Annotated in this window: 19 protein-coding genes; 9 read left to right on the plus strand and 10 right to left on the minus strand. The window is 36.8% G+C overall.

Annotated features, from left to right (window positions below):
• Positions 1 to 359: 359 nt before the first annotated feature.
• Entirely contained in the window at positions 360 to 1385 is a 1026-nt protein-coding gene (locus EGI26_RS07590) for a glutamine synthetase beta-grasp domain-containing protein (RefSeq protein WP_255048086.1), read from the plus strand.
• 103 nt (positions 1386 to 1488) lie between these two features.
• The gene (mtaB, locus tag EGI26_RS07595) at positions 1489 to 2820 is read left to right on the plus strand and encodes a tRNA (N(6)-L-threonylcarbamoyladenosine(37)-C(2))-methylthiotransferase MtaB (RefSeq protein ID WP_255077486.1); all 1332 of its coding nucleotides are present in this window, start codon (positions 1489 to 1491) and stop codon (positions 2818 to 2820) included.
• A gap of 162 nt (positions 2821 to 2982) precedes the next feature.
• Here mtaB and EGI26_RS07600 read toward each other — a convergent pair whose 3' ends face one another.
• From EGI26_RS07600 to EGI26_RS07610, 3 genes are all read right to left on the minus strand, one after another.
• Positions 2983 to 4317, minus strand: a complete 1335-nt coding sequence (locus tag EGI26_RS07600) for an ammonium transporter (RefSeq protein WP_255077488.1) — start codon at positions 4315 to 4317, stop codon at positions 2983 to 2985.
• A 39-nt stretch (positions 4318 to 4356) separates the two neighbouring features.
• Positions 4357 to 5529 carry a porin gene (locus EGI26_RS07605; protein ID WP_255077489.1) on the minus strand — a complete coding sequence of 391 codons (1173 nt, stop codon included), beginning with the start codon at positions 5527 to 5529 and terminating at the stop codon, positions 4357 to 4359.
• A 570-nt stretch (positions 5530 to 6099) separates the two neighbouring features.
• Positions 6100 to 6447 carry a 4Fe-4S binding protein gene (locus EGI26_RS07610; protein ID WP_255048090.1) on the minus strand — a complete coding sequence of 116 codons (348 nt, stop codon included), beginning with the start codon at positions 6445 to 6447 and terminating at the stop codon, positions 6100 to 6102.
• Between the two features lie 114 nt (positions 6448 to 6561).
• On the opposite strand from EGI26_RS07610, the gene EGI26_RS07615 reads away from it, so the two are divergent.
• On the plus strand, positions 6562 to 7587 hold the full coding sequence (locus EGI26_RS07615) for an acyl-CoA reductase (protein ID WP_255077490.1): 1026 nt from the start codon (positions 6562 to 6564) through the stop codon (positions 7585 to 7587).
• Here the strand turns inward: EGI26_RS07615 and EGI26_RS07620 are convergent.
• Positions 7580 to 8383 (minus strand): esterase family protein, encoded by an 804-nt coding sequence (locus EGI26_RS07620; protein ID WP_255077492.1) that lies wholly within the window; start codon positions 8381 to 8383, stop codon positions 7580 to 7582. The genes EGI26_RS07615 and EGI26_RS07620 overlap by 8 nt on opposite strands.
• A 106-nt stretch (positions 8384 to 8489) precedes the next feature.
• On the opposite strand from EGI26_RS07620, the gene EGI26_RS07625 reads away from it, so the two are divergent.
• Genes EGI26_RS07625 through EGI26_RS07650 form a run of 6 tightly spaced genes read left to right on the plus strand, consistent with a single transcriptional unit; the run spans position 8490 to position 14585 of the window.
• Positions 8490 to 9203, plus strand: coding sequence for an alpha/beta hydrolase-fold protein (locus tag EGI26_RS07625; RefSeq protein ID WP_255077493.1), 714 nt, complete (start codon positions 8490 to 8492; stop codon positions 9201 to 9203).
• 4 nt (positions 9204 to 9207) lie between these two features.
• Entirely contained in the window at positions 9208 to 10218 is a 1011-nt protein-coding gene (locus EGI26_RS07630) for a RimK family alpha-L-glutamate ligase (protein WP_255077494.1), read from the plus strand.
• Entirely contained in the window at positions 10218 to 11315 is a 1098-nt protein-coding gene (locus EGI26_RS07635; RefSeq protein ID WP_255077495.1) for a carboxylate-amine ligase, read from the plus strand. Before EGI26_RS07630 ends, EGI26_RS07635 begins: the two co-directional genes overlap by 1 nt.
• A 41-nt stretch (positions 11316 to 11356) precedes the next feature.
• Positions 11357 to 12187 (plus strand): type 1 glutamine amidotransferase, encoded by an 831-nt coding sequence (locus EGI26_RS07640; RefSeq protein WP_255077496.1) that lies wholly within the window; start codon positions 11357 to 11359, stop codon positions 12185 to 12187.
• Positions 12188 to 12191: 4 nt separating this feature from the next.
• The gene (locus EGI26_RS07645) at positions 12192 to 13391 is read left to right on the plus strand and encodes a hypothetical protein (RefSeq protein ID WP_255077497.1); all 1200 of its coding nucleotides are present in this window, start codon (positions 12192 to 12194) and stop codon (positions 13389 to 13391) included.
• Positions 13392 to 13397: 6 nt separating this feature from the next.
• On the plus strand, positions 13398 to 14585 hold the full coding sequence (locus tag EGI26_RS07650) for an aspartate aminotransferase family protein (RefSeq protein WP_255077498.1): 1188 nt from the start codon (positions 13398 to 13400) through the stop codon (positions 14583 to 14585).
• A gap of 52 nt (positions 14586 to 14637) precedes the next feature.
• Here the strand turns inward: EGI26_RS07650 and trxA are convergent, their stop codons facing one another.
• From trxA to ispG, 6 genes are all read right to left on the minus strand, one after another.
• Positions 14638 to 14961, minus strand: coding sequence for a thioredoxin (trxA, locus tag EGI26_RS07655; protein WP_255077500.1), 324 nt, complete (start codon positions 14959 to 14961; stop codon positions 14638 to 14640).
• 176 nt (positions 14962 to 15137) lie between these two features.
• Positions 15138 to 16049 carry an OmpA family protein gene (locus EGI26_RS07660; protein ID WP_255077502.1) on the minus strand — a complete coding sequence of 304 codons (912 nt, stop codon included), beginning with the start codon at positions 16047 to 16049 and terminating at the stop codon, positions 15138 to 15140.
• 83 nt (positions 16050 to 16132) lie between these two features.
• A complete protein-coding gene (locus EGI26_RS07665) occupies positions 16133 to 16534 on the minus strand; it encodes a gamma-glutamylcyclotransferase (RefSeq protein ID WP_255077503.1) in 402 nt (133 codons plus the stop codon).
• An 18-nt stretch (positions 16535 to 16552) separates the two neighbouring features.
• Positions 16553 to 16909, minus strand: a complete 357-nt coding sequence (locus EGI26_RS07670) for an MmcQ/YjbR family DNA-binding protein (protein WP_255077504.1) — start codon at positions 16907 to 16909, stop codon at positions 16553 to 16555.
• Positions 16906 to 17100 carry a DUF6728 family protein gene (locus EGI26_RS07675; RefSeq protein ID WP_255077506.1) on the minus strand — a complete coding sequence of 65 codons (195 nt, stop codon included), beginning with the start codon at positions 17098 to 17100 and terminating at the stop codon, positions 16906 to 16908. The genes EGI26_RS07670 and EGI26_RS07675 overlap by 4 nt, the downstream gene beginning before the upstream one ends.
• Before the next feature lies 1 nt (position 17101).
• Positions 17102 to 19045 (minus strand): (E)-4-hydroxy-3-methylbut-2-enyl-diphosphate synthase, encoded by a 1944-nt coding sequence (gene ispG, locus EGI26_RS07680; RefSeq protein WP_255077507.1) that lies wholly within the window; start codon positions 19043 to 19045, stop codon positions 17102 to 17104.
• Positions 19046 to 19075: the final 30 nt, after the last annotated feature.

The raw sequence follows: 19075 nt of genomic DNA on the forward strand, positions 1-19075 counted from the left end.
AATTTCATTTTTCTTTTTAGGCCAAATGAGAATAATGCAATTTCTAAAAAAATAGCAAAATCCAAATATTATGTTTGTTTTTTGCTTAAATCTGCTGCAAAATTTAGAATTCTTAGGAATATAGATTCAATTTTAAGGGAATTATTACCGCAAAATCATTTTTTACCCAAATTTTAGTTCATTATGAACCTTGTTTCCAATATAAATCTCATTTTTTTTACAAATAGTTGTATTTTTCAAATAAAATAGAATTAAATCGATACTTTTTTTTGATTAAAGAAATAATATTTTGATTTCGCCAATATATTTGTAACATAATTCTTTAAGAAAAACAGAATCAATATAAAATTATTACAAAAATGGCAAAAGCGAAATTAGAGTACATTTGGCTAGACGGTTACAAACCAACTCAAAGCCTAAGAAGCAAAACCAAAATAGAAAACGATTTCTCTGGAAAGTTAGAAGACTGTGATATGTGGTCTTTTGATGGATCATCAACTGAGCAAGCTCCAGGCGGTTCGTCTGACTGTCAACTTAAGCCAGTATATATTTGTAAAGATCCTGAGCGTTCTTTATTAGGAACTCCTTCATACTTAGTTATGTGTGAAGTTTTGGACGCAAACGGCGACCCTCACGAATCTAACGGCCGTGCTACTATTGAAGATGATGACAACGATTTCTGGTTTGGATTTGAGCAAGAATATTTCTTATACGACTGCGACACAAACCTTCCTTTAGGATTCCCTACAAATGGTTACCCACGCCCTCAAGGACCATATTACTGTTCGGTAGGTGCTAAAAATGCTTATGGTCGTCATATCATCGAAGAGCATTTAGAATATTGTTTACAAGCGGGATTAAACGTAGAAGGTATCAACGCCGAGGTTGCTGCTGGACAATGGGAATTCCAATGTTTTGCTAAAGGAGCTAAACAAGCGGGTGACGAAATATGGGTTGCTAGATATTTATTAGAAAGAACTTGCGAGAAATATAATGTTTGGATCAACTACCACTGTAAGCCATTGGGCGACACTGACTGGAACGGTTCAGGTATGCACGCTAACTTCTCAAATACTGCACTTAGAACAGCTGGAGACAAGAATGTTTATGACATCATCTGTCAATCATTTGCTCCATTTGTAAAAGAACACATTGCGGTTTATGGTGCTGATAACCACTTGAGATTAACTGGAAAACACGAAACACAATCTATCGATCAATTCTCTTACGGAGTTTCTGACCGTGGTGCTTCTATTCGTATTCCAATAGCAGCGGTACAAAAAGGATGGAAAGGCTGGTTAGAAGACAGACGTCCTAACTCTGCTGCTGATCCTTACAAAGTTGCGGCTAGAATTATCAAAACTGTAAAAACAGCTAAATTGTAATTCTATTTTTAGAAGGTAAATAGCTCATTTATTGATATTGAACCCTCAGAACTTTTGTTCTGGGGGTTTTTTGTTCGTAATTTTGTAACTTAATTGATTCTTAATGAAGAAAGTTGCATTTTATACTTTGGGTTGTAAGCTCAATTTTTCGGAGACCTCGACTATTTCCAGAACATTTGAGGATAAAGGCTTCAAAAAAGTTGGTTTTCAGGAAAAACCAGATGTGTTTATAATAAATACGTGCTCGGTTACTGAGAATGCGGACAAAAAATGCAAGAAAATTGTTAAAGAAGCTCAAAAAATAAATCCAGATGGTTATGTGGCTATCATTGGCTGTTACGCACAACTAAAGCCTAAGGAAATAGCTGAAATAGAAGGAGTTGACGCAGTATTGGGTGCAGCAGAAAAATTCAGGCTGCATGAATTAATTGGCACTTTTGAAAAGTCTCCTTCTGCGGTAAAACCTGAAGATAAAGTTTTTGCAACTGACATTAACGAAACAGTAGATTATCATACTTCATTTTCTTTAAACGACAGAACTCGGACATTTCTGAAAGTTCAAGACGGCTGCGACTATCCTTGCTCCTACTGTACCATACCTTTGGCTCGTGGTGCGAGTAGGTCAGACACCATTGAAAATATCGTAAAAGCTGCTCAAGAGATAGCCAGAAACGAGGTAAAAGAGATTGTTTTAACTGGAGTTAATATCGGTGATTTTGGTATAATAAAAGGAGAAAGAAAAGAAAGTTTCTTAGATTTGATTAAAGCCTTAGACGATGTTGAAGGAATAGAGAGGTTCAGAATTTCAAGTATAGAGCCCAACTTACTCACCAACGAAATAATTGAATTTGTGGCTCAATCAAAACGATTTGTACCTCATTTTCATATTCCATTACAATCGGGTTCGAGCAAGGTTTTGGCACTCATGAAACGCCGCTACAAGCGAGAATTGTACCAAGAGAGAGTACAGAAGATAAAAGAAATCATGCCTAACTGCTGCATTGGTGTAGACGTAATTGTTGGGCATCCCGGTGAAACTGATGAAGAATTCAAGGAAAGCTATAATTTCATCAACGACTTAGACATAAGCTATTTACATGTATTTACCTATTCCGAAAGAGAAAACACCTCGGCATTGCTAATAAAGCCTATAGTGCCTCAAAACAAGCGTGCTGAAAGGTCTAGAATGTTGCATATTTTGTCCGACAAAAAGAGGAGATATTTTTACGAACAACACCTGGGTTCGGAACAAGATGTTTTATTTGAATCTGAAGAAAACGAAGGTTTTATGACCGGATTTACTTCCAATTATATCAAAGTATCTGCCAAATACGATCCATTGTTGATCAATGACATTAAGAGAATTAAACTCAGTGCTATCAATGCAGATATGCTTGTAGAAATAGAAGAACTGGAAGAGATATTGACACATTAATTATTTTATAAAAACCTTGAATAAGCTACGAATCATCGTGGCTTATTTTGTTTTTGGGCATCGAATATAAAAAGAAAATACCCATCAAAAGACGGGTATTTTGCTGATTGGAGTACAACAAAACCACAATAAATTGTGATTTTTTTGTAAATATAATAAGTTTTAGGCTTCTAATAACTGCTCATCGTGCTGACTAACATCTAATCCCATCAATTCGTCTTCTTCAGAAACCCTCATTGGAACCAAAATGTCTGTCAATTTCAAGATGATAAATGACATGATAAATGCAAATGCTGAAACCAATACCAAAGCTACTAAGTGCTTGATAAAAAGTGTAGTTTCACCAAAGAACAAACCTTGGTTTGAAACCGCCGGGTTAATAGCCGAAGAAGCAAATATACCTGTGAACAACATACCTACCATACCACCAACACCGTGACAAGGAAATACGTCTAAAGTATCATCCAAGGCTGTTTTGGTTTTGTAATGAGCCAAATAGTTTGAGATAATAGATGCTACTATACCTATCACTAATGCGTGAGGAATAGAAACGAAACCTGCTGCTGGAGTGATAGCAACTAGACCAACTACTACACCGATACAGAAACCTAGGGCAGAAACTTTCTTGCCACGAGCGGCATCAAACAGTACCCAAGCTATACCGGCAGCACCAGCTGCAGTGTTTGTTGTAGCAAAAGCCACAGCTGCAAGGGAGTTAGCCCCCAGAGCAGATCCAGCGTTGAATCCAAACCATCCGAACCACAATAAACCTGTGCCTAACAATACGTAAGGAATGTTAGCAGGTGGAAGGAAACTTCCTTCTACATGAGATCTACGTCTTTTCAAATAAATGGCCCCTGCCAATGCAGCCCAACCAGCCGACATGTGTACAACAGTACCACCAGCAAAGTCAAGAACTCCCATTTCGAATAAGAAACCGCCAGATGCCCAAGTCATGTGAGCCAAAGGAGCATAGATAAACAAACTGAATAGTATCATGAATACTACATAAGACTTGAAATTGATACGCTCGGCCATAGAACCTGTAACCAAGGCTGGAGTTATAACCGCAAACTTCAATTGGAAAAATGCAAACATAATAGCTGGGATAGTTCCCCACGGCTTAGCGTCCAAAACACCTTTCATCATGAAGTGAGTAAGTGGATTTCCTACAAATCCTCCTACACTCTCACCGAAAGCAAGGCTGTAACCTACTACCACCCACACTATAGAAATGACTCCCATAGCTATGAAACTCTGCAACATCGTAGAGATAACGTTTTTGGCGTTAACCATACCACCATAGAAATACGCAAGACCCGGTGTCATAATCAAAACAAGTGCCGATGCCACCAACATCCAGGCTGTATCTCCAGTATCTACTCCTTCAGTGATGATCGCACCAGGTATTGAAGGAAATACCAAGGCCAAGACTACTACCGCTGCCAATATGGCTATCGGCACATAAGAGGGTTTAATTTTCGCTGTTTCGCTCATAATTGATAATAATTAAGTGTTGTACAAAAAGGGTTATAATTAGAAATAAAAGATTAGGGCCGCTCCCAATGTCGATTGAGATTTCTTTGTCAAACCGCCGTCTTTGTCATATAATTGAAAAGTACCAGCAGCATTCTTATATGAATCAAATCTATATTCAGGCTTGAATTTTAGATTTGGAGAAACATCATAATTTCCTGTCAAAGTAATTCCAGTTGTTGAAACACCAGCACCGTCAGCATCCACTAAATATATTCCACCCTTGCTGTTGTCAAAATACTCAATACGAGTTCCTAAGCTAAATTTATCCGAAACTTTACCATTTAAATAAAGAGCGGCACCGCCCCAAGAACCTGTAGTATTTTTACCTGTAACGGCGTTTAAGCCAATTAGCATTTTTTCTGTAACTTGATAAGAAGTAGTCAAATCAAACCATGAAGTCATGTTTTTCTCATCTACACCTTCGTCTGAACCGAAATAGTTCAAATAAACGCTCCATCCATCTACTGGTTTAATAGTAATCTGTCCTTGAAAACCTTTGGCTTTGTTGTTGTCGTCTTTGCTATCCAAACCGTTAGTGATGCCCAACATGAACGCAAATTTGTCAGAAGCAGCCACGTCCAATTTCACACCTGTATGATAGAAAGGACCGTTGCCGAACATGTTAGACAAAGAGTAGTTGAAGTTCACAGGAGCATCAATAACCTCGTAACCAACATTGGTACCATACTGTCCACCTGTCAATGAAACTTTGTCCGTCATTTTCCAAGTTAAGTAGGCTTGTTTGATTGCAAAACCTGTACTTCCAAATTCAGCACCTACTGGACTAATAGGATTTCCGTAGTTACCCAAATCTCCGTGATTACCAAAAGTAAGGTCAATTACACCGGTTACTTTATCTGTAGAATAAGTGGTTTTCAACTGAGCCAAACCTACTTGAAAGTTATTAGCTTTTTGGTCGAAAATTCTTTCGAAACCTGAAGCTCCTAAATTAGACTGAACGCCGTTAAAATTTGCGAAATAGTAAGTATCCACATAGCCGCTGAAAGTAAGAGGATTCTTCGCCTCTTCTACTACTGCTTTTGGAGTTTCTACGTTTGCCTCTTTTTGGGCTTGATTTTTCTCACTCTTACTTGGTTTTGTTGGATTTTCGGTTGCCGATACTGCTAGAGTCGAAACAAGGCCGAAAATTGTCAAATACACTTTCTTCATAATTTTCTTTGGTTTAATTAATAAATAAGTATGTTATATTTTTCAACAAACTTCTTTCAAAAAAAGACACAAATCAAATTTTTAAGTGTGAAATTTATTATAATTCTTTAAAAAAAATATATTTTCTTGAAAAAGTGATATAAATATCAAACCATTTCTGGTTTTTTATGCATTTTTATACGAAAACACATTTATTCTGTATTTTCCTTTTTTTACAAAATAATATTTCGAAATAGATTTATTCTAAGAAACTAAATAGAGGAATTTTAGAGTTTATTGTAAACTCAAAATCGTAACAATCTGATTATTTGGCAATAATGCTTTAACAAATTATTGAAATAAGCCAATTTGTGAATTTTGTATACTCAACAGACCAAAATACTCAGGAATTTCAAAGCAGAAAGTGGAATTTCAAAGAATGGGGGAAGAAAAGAAACGATAAAAAGAAAGCAATGTAGAATTTGGAATTGAAAAAGAGATTGTGTTAGATTAAAAATTTACTTTTTCCAAGAATTATGAATTTGTAAAGCCATAAAAAAAGCCGCAAATCAATTTGCGGCTTTCAATATCTTACTCTCCATGGAGCCAAGCTTTTTTGGCTTGCAATGTTTCGAGATCTTCTACATTGTCAGGATCAGGAACGCAACAATCCACTGGGCAGACGGCTGCACATTGAGGTTCTTCATGAAAACCGGTACATTCTGTACATTTATCGCTAACTATATAATAAAACTCATCAGAAACGGGCTTCATGTTTGCCGTTCCTTTAATAATAGTACCATCTCCAAAGTCAACTTCTGAGAGCTTTGTACCACCACCATAAGTCCACTCTATACCGCCTTCATAAATAGCAGTGTTTGGGCATTCAGGTTCACAAGCTCCACAGTTTATACATTCGTCCGTTATAATAATTGCCATCGCGATTGAATTTCTTTTGTTTTTAAACTAAATAACAAATATAATTCTTCAAAGTTTACCATCCTTTGTATTTTTGTATTGAATTTGGGATAAGGGTATTTTTTTATAAAAAAAATGAAATTAGAAGAAAGAATAGTACTATTTAGTGAGTTAGGAAAGTCTCTAAGCCAGAAAATAGAAACCGAAGACTTCCAAGAGGTTTTGACCTATGCAAAATCAAAAAACGGTTGGTTCACAATAGACAATTTAAAGAATTCGATACAGACTATCATTGATAAATATTTAAATGAAAGCGAGTTAAGAAAATTCATAGCTCTTTATCCACTTGAATATTTCGAACCAAATGAACCCAAAAAAGTAGGAATAATAGCGGCAGGAAACATTCCTTTGGTTGGAATTCAAGACCTCATACATGTTGTTTTAGCTGGCCATATCGCAGTTTTCAAAGCCAGTACGCAAGACGAAATTTTGATCCAGTATATTATAAGAGAACTTAAATCTTTCAATTCAGACATTGAGCAATTCTTGGTTTTGGCAGATAGACTCAACAATATGGATGCCTATATAGCAACCGGAAGCGGAAACACCTCAAGATACTTTGATTATTATTTTGCCTCAAAACCACACATTATCCGTAAAAACAGAACCTCTGTGGCTGTATTGAACGGTACAGAAACCAAAATAGAACTTGCGAACCTTGGAAATGACATATTCTCGTATTTTGGGCTGGGTTGTAGAAACATCGCCAAGCTTTTTGTTCCAACTGGCTACGACTTCACTTCATTTTTTGAAGCCATTGAGTATTGGAATACCATTTCTATGCACTCCAAATACAATAACAACTACGACTACATGAAATCTATTTATTTGGTAAACGGGGTTCAACATCTAGACAACGGCTTTTTATTACTTAAAAATGATGAAAATCTGGCCTCGCCCATTTCTACTCTTTTTTACGAGAATTACACCGACTTGGACACTCTTGAGAAAGGATTGACATCTCAAAAGGAGGAAATTCAAGTTATTGTGAGCAAATCACCAATTGCCCAAACCAGTTATGGCTTTGGAGAAAGCCAATCGCCCGGACTAGCAGATTATGCTGATAATGTGGACACTATGAAGTTTTTATCTACTATTTAGTGCTAAAAACCCACTCCAAAAACTCTGGAAAAACATTTTTCCAAGTATTGAAATTGTGTTCTCCACCTTCAATCTCCACATATTTAATGTCAGCAACTTGATATCCTATAGTTTTCAATTCTGTTATAATATCCAAAGTGTCTTCAATTGAATCAATGATGCCGTTATTATTTCTATCCGCGGTTTCGTCAGCTGTTCCGCACTCTAGCCAAAACTTCAATCCTGATTTGTAGCTCGACTTTCGGATTTTGTTGTGCATGATTCTGTCTTGATCGTCGCTGTAGCCTTCTTCATAACTTTTATCTCTCCACCAAAAAGAGCCACTGAAAACTCCAATTTTGGAAAAAAGATGGGGATTTTCCCAAACGATGTCCATGGCTGACAATCCGCCTAATGAAAACCCACAAAAGGTATTATCAATCGCCATTGTCGAGCTGGTGGTTTCTTTTCTTATATAAGGTAATAATTCTGAAACCACGAAATTCATGTAATCCGTCGCTTTTGCACCCCTGTTTTTATAGTCGGCTTGAAAGGATGTTCCGTATTCTGACAAGCGTTTGTCATTTGTATGGATTCCTACAAAAATAAATGGCTGTCCACCGTTATTATAGTGACTTTGAAAGGCCTTTATCGCCTCCAATTGGTCGAAATCCTGTCCATCGTTCATATATATAGTAGGATATGGAATATTTTTATCCATGTTTTTGGGTAGAACCAAATCATAAATTACGTCTCGGTTCAGAAAAGCCGAATGGATGTTTTTATTCCTTAGAATTTCGAATTGAGTCTGTTTCAAATTTTATCTTTTTGTTGATTTCCAAAAAAAATCCAGTGTTTATTTTGATTACTAGAAATTTATTGAGATTTTAATTTTTCAAACTAAAATACAAATTTAAGAAACAATGCAAGAACGACATATACATTTTTATTCGCATATAATTGGAAAGTCGCTCGACCTGTATGTAACTGGGCATTGGGGTCAGCCAATTTTGATGTTCCCTACCTCCATGGGGAGTGCTAATCAAAACCGCGACATGGGTCTTTTAGGCAGTATTGGCAACTTTGTAGACGAAGGCAAAGTAAAAACCTATAACATTGCCAGCATTGATTTTGAAACATTTTATGGCAAAAACATTTCGCCACATGACCGAGCCTACAATTATGAGCTCTACACTCGTTTTTTAGCCTATGAACTTATCCCAGAGATACAAAAAGAAAACAGCGTACATAGGATTGGTTTGGCAGGATGCAGCTTTGGGGCCTATCATGCAATGAATCTGGCATTTAAAAAGCCTGATTTGGTGGATTTCGTAATAGGAATGAGCGGCTCATACGATATTAGAACATTTATGGATGGATATTTTGATGACAACGTGTACTTTAATAATCCTGTGGACTTTGTTCCCAATGCCGAATCGTGGACTTTTGACCACATGAAAGTAATTCTTGGTACTTCCGATTGGGATATTTGCAGAAACGAGACTTTTAGATTTTCTCAAATATTGAACAATAAAAATGTAAACCATTGGTACGATGAAAAAAAATGGGCTAGTCACGATTGGCCTCTTTGGAATCAGGCCTTTCCAGAATATTTATCAGCAATAATTAATCATTAACAATATGAAAAAAGTAGGAATTCTTTTTGGAATGGAAAACACATTTCCGTGGGCATTTATAGATAGGGTAAATCAAAAAACTGGTGGGAGGGGAATTATAGCAGAGCCAGTGTTAATAGATAAAGCAGAACAAGGTGTGGCATCGGAATATGCTGTAATTATAGACAGAATAAGCCAGGATGTTCCATTTTACAGGGCTTTTCTAAAAAATGCGGCACTGTGTGGTACAGCGGTAATCAACAATCCTTTTTGGTTTAGTGCCGATGAAAAATATTTCAACAACTGTTTAGCTGTAAAACTCGGTGTTCCGGTACCAAACACAGTTCTTTTGCCATCGAAAGAAAGACCAGATGATACTGGTGACCAGTCGTTTAGAAACCTGAAAATGCCATTGGATTGGCAATATATGTTTGACAAAGTAAAGTTTCCAGCATATATGAAACCACACTCTGGGGGTGGCTGGAAAAGTGTCTATAGGGTGGAAAACCCAGACGATCTTTGGCATAAACATGGCGAAACTGGGCAATTGGTTATGATGCTTCAGGAAGAAATTATTTTCACTGATTATTACAGATGCTATTGCATTGGTGGAAAATATGTGCATGTAATGCCTTATGAACCACGAAATCCACATCATTTGAGATATGCGACCCAACCCAAAACGCAGGGAGAGGCACACAAAAAACTGATGGCCACCATTACAGACTACGTTTTAAAACTAAACCAAGCACTAGGCTATGATTTTAACACCGTAGAGTTTGCTATAAGAGACGGCATTCCTTATGCTATAGATTTCTGCAACCCAGCACCAGATGCAGATGTAAATTCTGTAGGTCAAGAGAATTTCGAATGGGTAGTAGAAAATGCTGCGAATTTTGCCATAGAAAAAGCAGGAATTCAAGTATTTGGGCAAAATAACTGCACCTGGGGAACTTTTGTAAGAGATTCTGCAATGGAACCAGTAGAAAATTCAAAACCCAAAAAAACGGAAACCATAAAAAAAACTAAAAAATAATGGGATTATTTACGCTGGGAATCGAAGAAGAATTCCAAACTATTGACCCTGAAACTAGAGAGCTAAAATCGCACATGTCAAAAATAGTTGAAGGCGGAAAAACTATTTTGCAAGAGCGAATAAAGCAAGAAATGCATCAGGCCGTAGTAGAAGTCGGGACAAATATTTGTGAGAATATTCAAGAAGCACGCGAAGAAGTTACTTATTTGCGAAAAATGCTTTTGGATTTGGCTCAAAAGCAGAATCTGCACATAGCAGCTGCAGGTACTCATCCATTTTCTGATTGGCAGCATCAGTTGATTACCGAAGACGACAGATACAACAAGCTGATTGACGAAATGCGAGATGTGGCCAGAGGAAATCTGATTTTCGGTTTGCATGTGCATGTGGGCATTGAAGACCGCGACGACGCCATAAATATCATGAATCAAGCTCGCTATTTCTTACCACATATATTTGCCTTGTCCGTAAATTCGCCATTTTGGTGCGGAAGAAACACTGGTTTTCATTCTTATAGAGCCAAAGTTTTTGATAAATTTCCTCGTACTGGTATTCCAGAGCATTTTAAGTCTGCTGCCGAATATGACTCCTATCTCAACTTGCTCATAAAAACAGGTTGTATAGATAATGGAAAGAAAATTTGGTGGGATTTGAGACTACATCCATTTTTTCCTACCATAGAATTCCGAATCTGTGACGTGCCCATGCGGGTGGATGAAACCATTTGTTTAGCTGCCATTATGCAAGCTTTGATAGCCAAATTGTATAAATTGAGGCAACAAAATCTTAGCTTTAGACCATATCCAAGGCATTTGATAAACGAAAATAAGTGGAGAGCTGGAAGATATGGTATCAATTCAAAATTGATAGATTTCGGAAAAGAAGCCGAAGTTCCTTATAATGAGCTAGTTGACGAACTTTTAGATTTCATAAAAGAGACTGCAGATGAGTTGGGTTCAACAAACGAGGTGAATTATGTGCACGAAATACTGAAAAATGGTACAGGAGCAGATAGGCAGCTGAAAGTATTTGAAGAAACAAACGACTTCAATGCGGTGGTAGATTATATAGTAAATGAAACAAAATTCGGACTTTAAGAGTAATTTGACGAAATTTGCGGTCATCTTCAAACAATCGAATGTCAGATTTTAAAATAGCCATATTGGATATGTATGACGACGCACCCAACGAGGGGATGCGTTGTATAAAAACTTTGGTCGAGGATTTTCTTCAATCAAAGGGCATAAGTGAAGCAAGCTATTCAATATTTAATGTAAGAAAAGGAGTTTCTTTACCATCAGTCGCTGATTTCGATGCTTTTATATCTACAGGTGGGCCAGGAAGCCCAATTCTTGAAAATTCTGATTGGGAAACGAACTATTTTCAACTGATAGAGGCATTGTTGGAATATAACAAAAAGTCAGAAATAAAAAAGCAGCTTTTTGCTATTTGCCACTCGTTTCAGTTACTCTATCAATATTTTGACCTAGGTATTATTACCAAAAGAAAATCGACATCATTTGGTGTTATGCCGATTCATAAACTTGAGCCAGCACTACGCGAAAGTATATTTTTTGGATTAGAAGAGCCGTTTTGGGCGGTGGATTCTCGTGATTTTCAAGCCATTGTACCAAATAAAAAGAGATTCAAAGAGATCGGGGCGAAAATTCTTTGTCTTGAAAAAAATAGACCTCATGTGCCACTAGAAAGGGCAATAATGGCTATAAGATTTACACCTGAAATAGTTGGAACACAGTTTCACCCAGAAGCCGATGCAGAAGGTATGCACCGATATTTTAAAACCGAAGAGAAAAAGCAAGCCGTCATAACCAATTTTGGTGAAAAAAAATACCACAGCATGATTGAACATTTGGAAGATCCAGACAAAATTATGCTAACGGAATCGGTTATACTTCCGAATTTTTTAGAGCATGCTTTTCAACAAAAATTTGAGATTATTCTAGACTAAAACTATGGTAAACGAGCCAAGACAATATTTTAATAATTCTTTTTCAGCCGAAAAATACCAAGCCTTGTTGGCTGAAATAGAAAATGAATTTCCGAATACACTTGAGTTTCGAGTGGCAGAATCTCCAATATTTGTAAGTAAAGAGCTTAAAATAAAGATTCTAAGTGCCTGCGGATCTATCATAGATGAAATAAAAAAAGAAGGTTTCAAAGAAAAAACTGAGAGAGCCATACCCTCAGAACATTTTGTACCAAACGAAAACCACAGGCCGGATTGTTTGGCAATAGATTTTGCGATTACTAAAAATACCGAAGGCGAGTTTGAACCACAATTGATTGAACTACAAGGATTTCCGTCTTTATTTGCCTATCAAAGCTATCTTTCGAGTAAATATAAAAAGCATTTTAACGTACAAAAAGGTTACAGCGAGTTTTTTAATAGACTGAACACCATGACTTACATGCAAGAAATGCAGCAGTTTTTTTTAAATGGCAGCCACCCAAAGAATACAATTCTGCTTGAGGTATTTCCAGAAAAACAAAAAACAAGGCTGGATTTTTCTTTGACAAAGAAGTTTTGGGGAATAGAACCGGTGTGTGTGACCAAACTTCGTAAATCTGGTGAGGATTTGTATTACGAACAAGATGGAAAGAAAATAAGTATTGAGAGAATTTACAATAGATTGATATTTGATGACTTGGACAGAAACTACCCAGACTTAAAACTCAATATTGACCTAAAAGAGCCACATTCTGCCAAGTGGATTTCACATCCAAACTGGTTCTACAGAGTTTCCAAATTCAGTCTGCCATTTTTTAAGTCCAAGTACATTCCCGAATCAAACTACCTTTCGGAATTCGACAAAGCTCCCGAAGATTTGGAAAACTATGTATTAAAACCGTTGTTTTCCTTTGCTGGAGCCGGTGTAAAAATTGATGTTACCAAACAAGACTTGGACAACATCAAAGACCCAGAAAACTATCTTCTTCAAAGAAAAATCGCCTACGAGCCCTGTATCAAAGACCTGAATGGTGATGGTATAAAATGCGAAATAAGAATGCTTTACATCTGGCCTGAAAATGCGAGTAGTCCTAAATTAATTACAAACTTGGCTCGATTGAGTAGAGGTAAAATGATAGGTGTGGATTACAACAAAAACTTTGACTGGGTAGGTGGAAGTAGTGCTTTTTTCGAAACAAATTGATAATCAGTGGACAACAGACAATTATTCTTAAACAATCTTGCTCAAACGTCAGACTTTCCATTGGCTTTAGAATTTACCTATGCTGAGGGAAGTTTTCTTTTTGATAAAAACCACAAAGCTTATTTGGATCTTATTTCGGGTATATCGGTAAGCAATGTTGGGCATCGACATCCGAAAGTTACACAAGCCATTAAAAATCAAGTGGATTCCTACCTGCACCAGATGGTTTATGGAGAATATATTCAAAGTCCACAAATTCAGCTTGCTTCTGCTCTAGTAAAGACTCTAGTGGGATTCGATACTTTGGCTGGTGAAAAAATTGATAACGTTTACTTTACAAACTCTGGTACCGAAGCTGTTGAAGGTGCCTTGAAATTGGCCAAAAGATACACCAAAAAGACTGAGATCATAGCTATAAAAAACTCCTATCATGGTTCTACGCACGGAGCATTATCCTTGGGAGAAGAGCATTTCAAAAGAGGCTTCAGGCCACTCCTACCGGGCATAAAAAAAATTGAAAGGAATAATTTTAGTAATTTAGAATTGATAACAAAAAATACGGCTTGTGTTATCATAGAACCAATCGGAGCGGAAAGTGGGATTATTGAAACTGAACTTGATTTTATGCAAAAGCTGGCCAAAAGATGCCATGAGAAAGGTTGTCTTTTGATTTTTGATGAAATACAGACGGGTTTTGGACGCACAGGCTCATTTTGGACTTTAGAGCAATTTGGCTTTGCTCCTGATATTTTGCTTTCTGCCAAAGGAATGGGTGGCGGCATGCCCATTGGAGCATTTATGGCCCCGAAGCGTATTATGTCGGTTCTGAAAGACAATCCAATCTTAGGACATATCACTACATTTGGTGGACATCCGGTAAGTTGTGCCGCATCATTGGCAACACTCATGGTAATTCAAGACGAAATAAACTATGAGGAATTAAACCTGAAATCTGAAAGAATAAAATCGATTTTCTTGAAACATCCTCTGGTGAAATCGGTAAGAGGTAAAGGATTTATGCTGGCCGCTGAATTTGAAAATTTTGAAATTCTAAAAAGAACCATTGATGGATTTATAGAAAACGGACTCATCACCGATTGGTTTTTGTATTGCGACAATGCCATGAGAATTTCGCCACCACTCAATATCTCTGACAAAGAACTGGATTTGGTTGAACAAATCGTCTTAAACTAAAAAAGACTTTAAGATATAAACCTTAAAGTCTTTTTTTTAAATTATCTTTCAATTAAAGTGCTGCCTCTAGCTTTTGAGCCAAAACATGTTTCGGCACTGCACCTACTATTTTGTCAACCATTTCACCGTTTTTGAATATCATCAATGTAGGGATTGAACGAATGCCTAAGCTAGAAGGTGTAACACTATTGGCATCTACATCCATTTTACCAACAATAGCCTTGTCTAAATATTCACCCGCCAGTTCTTCCACAGATGGTCCGATCATTTTACATGGCCCACACCATTCCGCCCAAAAATCAACCAAAACTGGCTTATCAGATTTTATCAATTCTTGAAAATTGGCATCATTTACTTCTATTGCGTTCGCTCCCATTTACTTATTTTTTAGATTATAATTTACAAACATTTCTTTGGTTTTAAATAGTTCCTAATTGAGCTTCATTTTTTTAAAAACTTAGCTGATGAACTAGAAACGCAGCCATATTATACCGAAAAAGCCGCCTTGAAAGTATCAAGAACGGCTTTTTGTTTTAAACAATGTTATTTTGATTATTTTACGTTATCCGGATTCAATAGATCATAAAATTGATCTAATTTTGGCATAAGAATAATTCTTGTTCTTCTGTTAATAGAACGCCCTTCAGGGGTGTCGTTAGATGTCAAAGCACCGTACTCACCTCTACCTGCCGCAATCAGCTTGTTGGCGTCTACTCCAAACTTTGTTTGAAGAGTTCTTACTACAGCTGTAGCTCTTTTAACACTCAAATCCCAGTTGTCATCAATACAATCTGTGCTGATTTTTACGTTGTCTGTATATCCTTCTACCATCATTTCTAGGTCTGGTCTGGCTATCAGCATTTTTGCTACTTTCTCTAAAACAGTGTATGCTTTCGGAGAAATTTTATAGCTTCCAGACGTAAACAACATTTTGTCTGAAAGATTCACCATTACCACAGTCTTGTCAACCTTCACCTCTATGTCGGTATCATCTAAGCCTTCGTTAAGAGATGATTTCAGATTTACCGCAAGGGCGAGATTCATAGAATCTGCTTTTGATTTGGCCGCTTGTAAAAGGCCGATGTATTTGTCTTTTTTCTCTAATTGTGCCAATGTACGGTTAATGTTCTCACTGGCAGTTTGGTTTAAAACCGTCAGGCCACCCACTTGTTGCATTTGTGTATCTCTAACTTTCTGCAAATCAGTAATTTGAGCACGCAAATCTTTCATTTGCTCTTCTTTAGATGCTTGAGCTGCTTTGGCCGCGTCCTCAGCTCTTTGCTTGTCTTGTTCGCAGCTTACTAGCTTGTTTTTAAAGTCATTAACCATCTCGCCACGACGCTCAAGATCGGCTTTTGTACCTGCCAGTTCAGTTTGCAAACCAGCAAATTTCTTCTTAGAAACACAGGAAGAAAAAGCTACTGCCACCGCCACTGAAAAAATTATCTTTTTGGTAATAGTCATAATAAAAATAGAATTTGATGTTAAGGTTCTAAATGAATTTGCAAAAATACATTTTTTAGAAAAAATTTAAAAGAATAATTAATTTAACTTAAAATAAATCGACCATTATTTAAAAATTTTAAATTATCGACTTTCTTGTTGTAAATATAAGTGTGACAATTAAATGATTTATTATTGTCAAGCAGGAAACAATTTTTCAAATCCCTAATATATAGAGAGTTACTCATATTATTTGGATTAAAATCTTCGTATTCATCTATGTCATTAAGGAATACTGAACCACTTTTAAAACTAACGATTTCTCCGAAGACTTTATGATTTTCTGACACAGGATTGTGTATTAAGGCAGGGTAATAATCGACCAAAAATAGTTTTCCGTAGGTAAAAGCCTCTCCAACAAACTTTGTGTTTTTTTCCAAAAGCAAGCTCAACGGATTGTTGATGTATTTTCTCATCAATGTTCCGTAAACAAAAAGGTATTCCATAGGATTTTTACTTCTTGGTTACAACGAGGACAGCTCCAATTGAAGTTTCTTGGTCAATCCCTTAACTACCAAATCATAGGACTCGGTAATCAGTAGCTTAACGAGATTTCTTTTCGTGCTGAATTCAATAATAAAATTGTTCCAATGCGTTTTGTTCATGTGAAAAGCACCCATTATGTTGGGATAGTCACCCCTGAGTTCTATATTTCTTTCAGGTGTGTTTTTTATGGTAATTCGCACATCCTCAACATCCAAAGGTAAAAGCAGAAACATTTTACCCATCACTTTGAATACCACAGTTTCAGGCCCGAAAGGCATTTCTTCCGTAACACCTTTGAAGTTTAGGCAAAAATCTCTGATTTCCTCTATATTCATTCTCTTGTAAAAGCTCGAATAATCATAACAATAACTGCTATCAGAAACAATACTATAGAAATTTTATTGATTCCGTGCATCATTTTCAGATTGGTGCTAGCCGGATATTTTCCGTCCTTATCTTTCTTAAAAACCCTACCAAAATAACTAAAAACTGGCCCAACTTTGAGCATTTCTTGTAATCTTCCCATTTTATTCTTCTATTGTTTCTGGTTCGTTCCAGTTACCGTCTTCTTTTATTAAGTTAATTAACTCATCTACAGCATTTTGTGAAGCAACAGATCGCTTTACTACCTCCTGCCCACGGTAAAGTGAAATTTTATCTTTACCAATACCAACATAGCCATAATCCGCGTCTGCCATTTCGCCAGGGCCATTTACTATACAGCCCATTATACCAATCTTCACTCCCTTTAAGTGGTCTGTTCTTTTTCTGATCAAGGCAGTGGTTTCTTGAAGATCAAAAAGTGTACGACCGCAGGACGGACACGAGATGTATTCTGTTTTTGAAATTCTTGTTCTGGCGGCTTGCAAAATTCCAAACGCAAGGCTGTTGATTTCCTTTGGATGCTCTGTTACTGACAGCATTATTCCATCACCAAATCCATCTAAAAATGCTCCGCCTATATCTGTTGCTGCATGTAATTGAATCTCCTCAAGACTCAATGCATCATATTTTTTTCTAAAAATAACAGGATTTTTAATTCCTTTGTTATCAAAGTCTAATAAAACTTTTCTAAAGTCCACATAGGCATTTGACCTTTTTGAACTTAAAATTATTGATACTTTTTCGTTGGATTTTATCTTTTCGAAAATACTTTCATCAAGCTCTTCTGTTGAAATATTCAAAAAGTTTAAACTTTCCGAGAAATCAACATTTGTCAGAAATTCTGTTTTGCTTATCAAGGGAAAAGTATGCGTCTTATCTTCTGAGGTTTTCCAAATATCAAAATCTAAAATTTCTTTCAGACCGTTTGGAAGCATAAACGTGATTGGCTTTTTGCCGGAATAGACAAAATCTACACCCAAGTCATTCATTTTCCATTTATCGGGTAGCGGTAAATAGAAATGACCAATACTTTTCAAATCTTCAATTTCTATTTTTTCTCTATTCGAGAAGTCAGCAATGACACGAGGGACATTTTGAGAGCCAATATTTGTTACCTCAATCGATTTTCTTTTTTTGTAAGAAAAAGGTTCAAAATTGGTCGTTTCGATAGATTTTAATTCAAAATTACTCGGATTAGGCAAATATCTGTCAATAAGTTTACGAGCAACTGGCGACTCAAATTCAGGATCTTCTGTAAGACTTACCCTCACGGTATCTCCCAATCCATCTTCCAAAAGTGTCCCAATTCCCATAGAAGATTTAATTCGACCATCCTCTCCTTCTCCTGCTTCTGTTACGCCAAGATGTAACGGATAGGGCTTCATTTGTTCGTCCTCTAACCTTTTGGCCAAAAGTCTATAGGCATGAACCATCACTTGCGGGTTCGACGATTTCATAGAAATCACCACATTGAAGTAGTTTTCGTCTTCACAAATCTTGAGGAACTCCAAAGCAGATTCCACCATTCCAGCAGGTGTGTCACCGTATCGGCTTAAAATTCTATCTGATAGCGAGCCATGATTGGTGCCAATTCGCATGGCTGTACCATATTCTTTACAGATTTTTACCAAAGGCAAAAATCGCTCTCTAATTCTTTCTAATTCAAGAGCGTACGAAGCGTCAGAATAATCAATGACCTCGAATCGCTTTTTATCGGCATAATTGCCAGGATTTACCCTCACTTTTTCAACAATTCTAGCGGCCAGTTCAGCAGCGTTGGGTGTAAAGTGAATATCAGCCACTAGAGGAGTGGTGTACCCGGCCAATCTCAATCCTTTTTTTATGTTCTCCAGATTTTGAGCTTCTTTGACACTTGGGGCAGTGATTCTTACTATTTCACAGCCGCTCTCTATCATTCTAATACATTGGTCAATAGAGCCTTGCGTATCCATGGTATCCACAGTGGTCATAGACTGAACTCTTATTGGAAAGTCCGAACCGAGGCCCAAATCGCCAATTTTGATTTGGTTGGTTATTCTTCGAGAATACGAGGTCAATGAAGGACAATAAAGAGGAATATAGGCCATGAAAATGCTTTTTTTATGCAAAAGTAATTC

Source organism: Lacihabitans sp. CCS-44 (genome assembly GCF_024343735.1).
Taxonomy (GTDB): Bacteria; Bacteroidota; Bacteroidia; order Cytophagales; family Spirosomataceae; genus Leadbetterella.

Excerpts from the sequence above, each read along its gene's own strand:
- mtaB (WP_255077486.1), top strand. The coding sequence starts at position 1,489 with ATGAAGAAAGTTGCATTTTATACTTTGGGTTGTAAGCTCAATTTTTCG.
- EGI26_RS07615 (WP_255077490.1), top strand. The coding sequence starts at position 6,562 with ATGAAATTAGAAGAAAGAATAGTACTATTTAGTGAGTTAGGAAAGTCT.
- EGI26_RS07610 (WP_255048090.1), bottom strand. The coding sequence starts at position 6,447 with ATGGCAATTATTATAACGGACGAATGTATAAACTGTGGAGCTTGTGAA.
- EGI26_RS07605 (WP_255077489.1), bottom strand. The coding sequence starts at position 5,529 with ATGAAGAAAGTGTATTTGACAATTTTCGGCCTTGTTTCGACTCTAGCA.
- EGI26_RS07590 (WP_255048086.1), top strand. The coding sequence starts at position 360 with ATGGCAAAAGCGAAATTAGAGTACATTTGGCTAGACGGTTACAAACCA.
- EGI26_RS07600 (WP_255077488.1), bottom strand. The coding sequence starts at position 4,317 with ATGAGCGAAACAGCGAAAATTAAACCCTCTTATGTGCCGATAGCCATA.
- EGI26_RS07640 (WP_255077496.1), top strand. The coding sequence starts at position 11,357 with ATGTCAGATTTTAAAATAGCCATATTGGATATGTATGACGACGCACCC.
- EGI26_RS07670 (WP_255077504.1), bottom strand. The coding sequence starts at position 16,909 with ATGAATATAGAGGAAATCAGAGATTTTTGCCTAAACTTCAAAGGTGTT.
- EGI26_RS07630 (WP_255077494.1), top strand. The coding sequence starts at position 9,208 with ATGAAAAAAGTAGGAATTCTTTTTGGAATGGAAAACACATTTCCGTGG.
- ispG (WP_255077507.1), bottom strand. The coding sequence starts at position 19,045 with ATGGCCTATATTCCTCTTTATTGTCCTTCATTGACCTCGTATTCTCGA.
- EGI26_RS07635 (WP_255077495.1), top strand. The coding sequence starts at position 10,218 with ATGGGATTATTTACGCTGGGAATCGAAGAAGAATTCCAAACTATTGAC.
- EGI26_RS07660 (WP_255077502.1), bottom strand. The coding sequence starts at position 16,049 with ATGACTATTACCAAAAAGATAATTTTTTCAGTGGCGGTGGCAGTAGCT.
- EGI26_RS07645 (WP_255077497.1), top strand. The coding sequence starts at position 12,192 with ATGGTAAACGAGCCAAGACAATATTTTAATAATTCTTTTTCAGCCGAA.
- EGI26_RS07625 (WP_255077493.1), top strand. The coding sequence starts at position 8,490 with ATGCAAGAACGACATATACATTTTTATTCGCATATAATTGGAAAGTCG.
- EGI26_RS07665 (WP_255077503.1), bottom strand. The coding sequence starts at position 16,534 with ATGGAATACCTTTTTGTTTACGGAACATTGATGAGAAAATACATCAAC.
- EGI26_RS07675 (WP_255077506.1), bottom strand. The coding sequence starts at position 17,100 with ATGGGAAGATTACAAGAAATGCTCAAAGTTGGGCCAGTTTTTAGTTAT.
- trxA (WP_255077500.1), bottom strand. The coding sequence starts at position 14,961 with ATGGGAGCGAACGCAATAGAAGTAAATGATGCCAATTTTCAAGAATTG.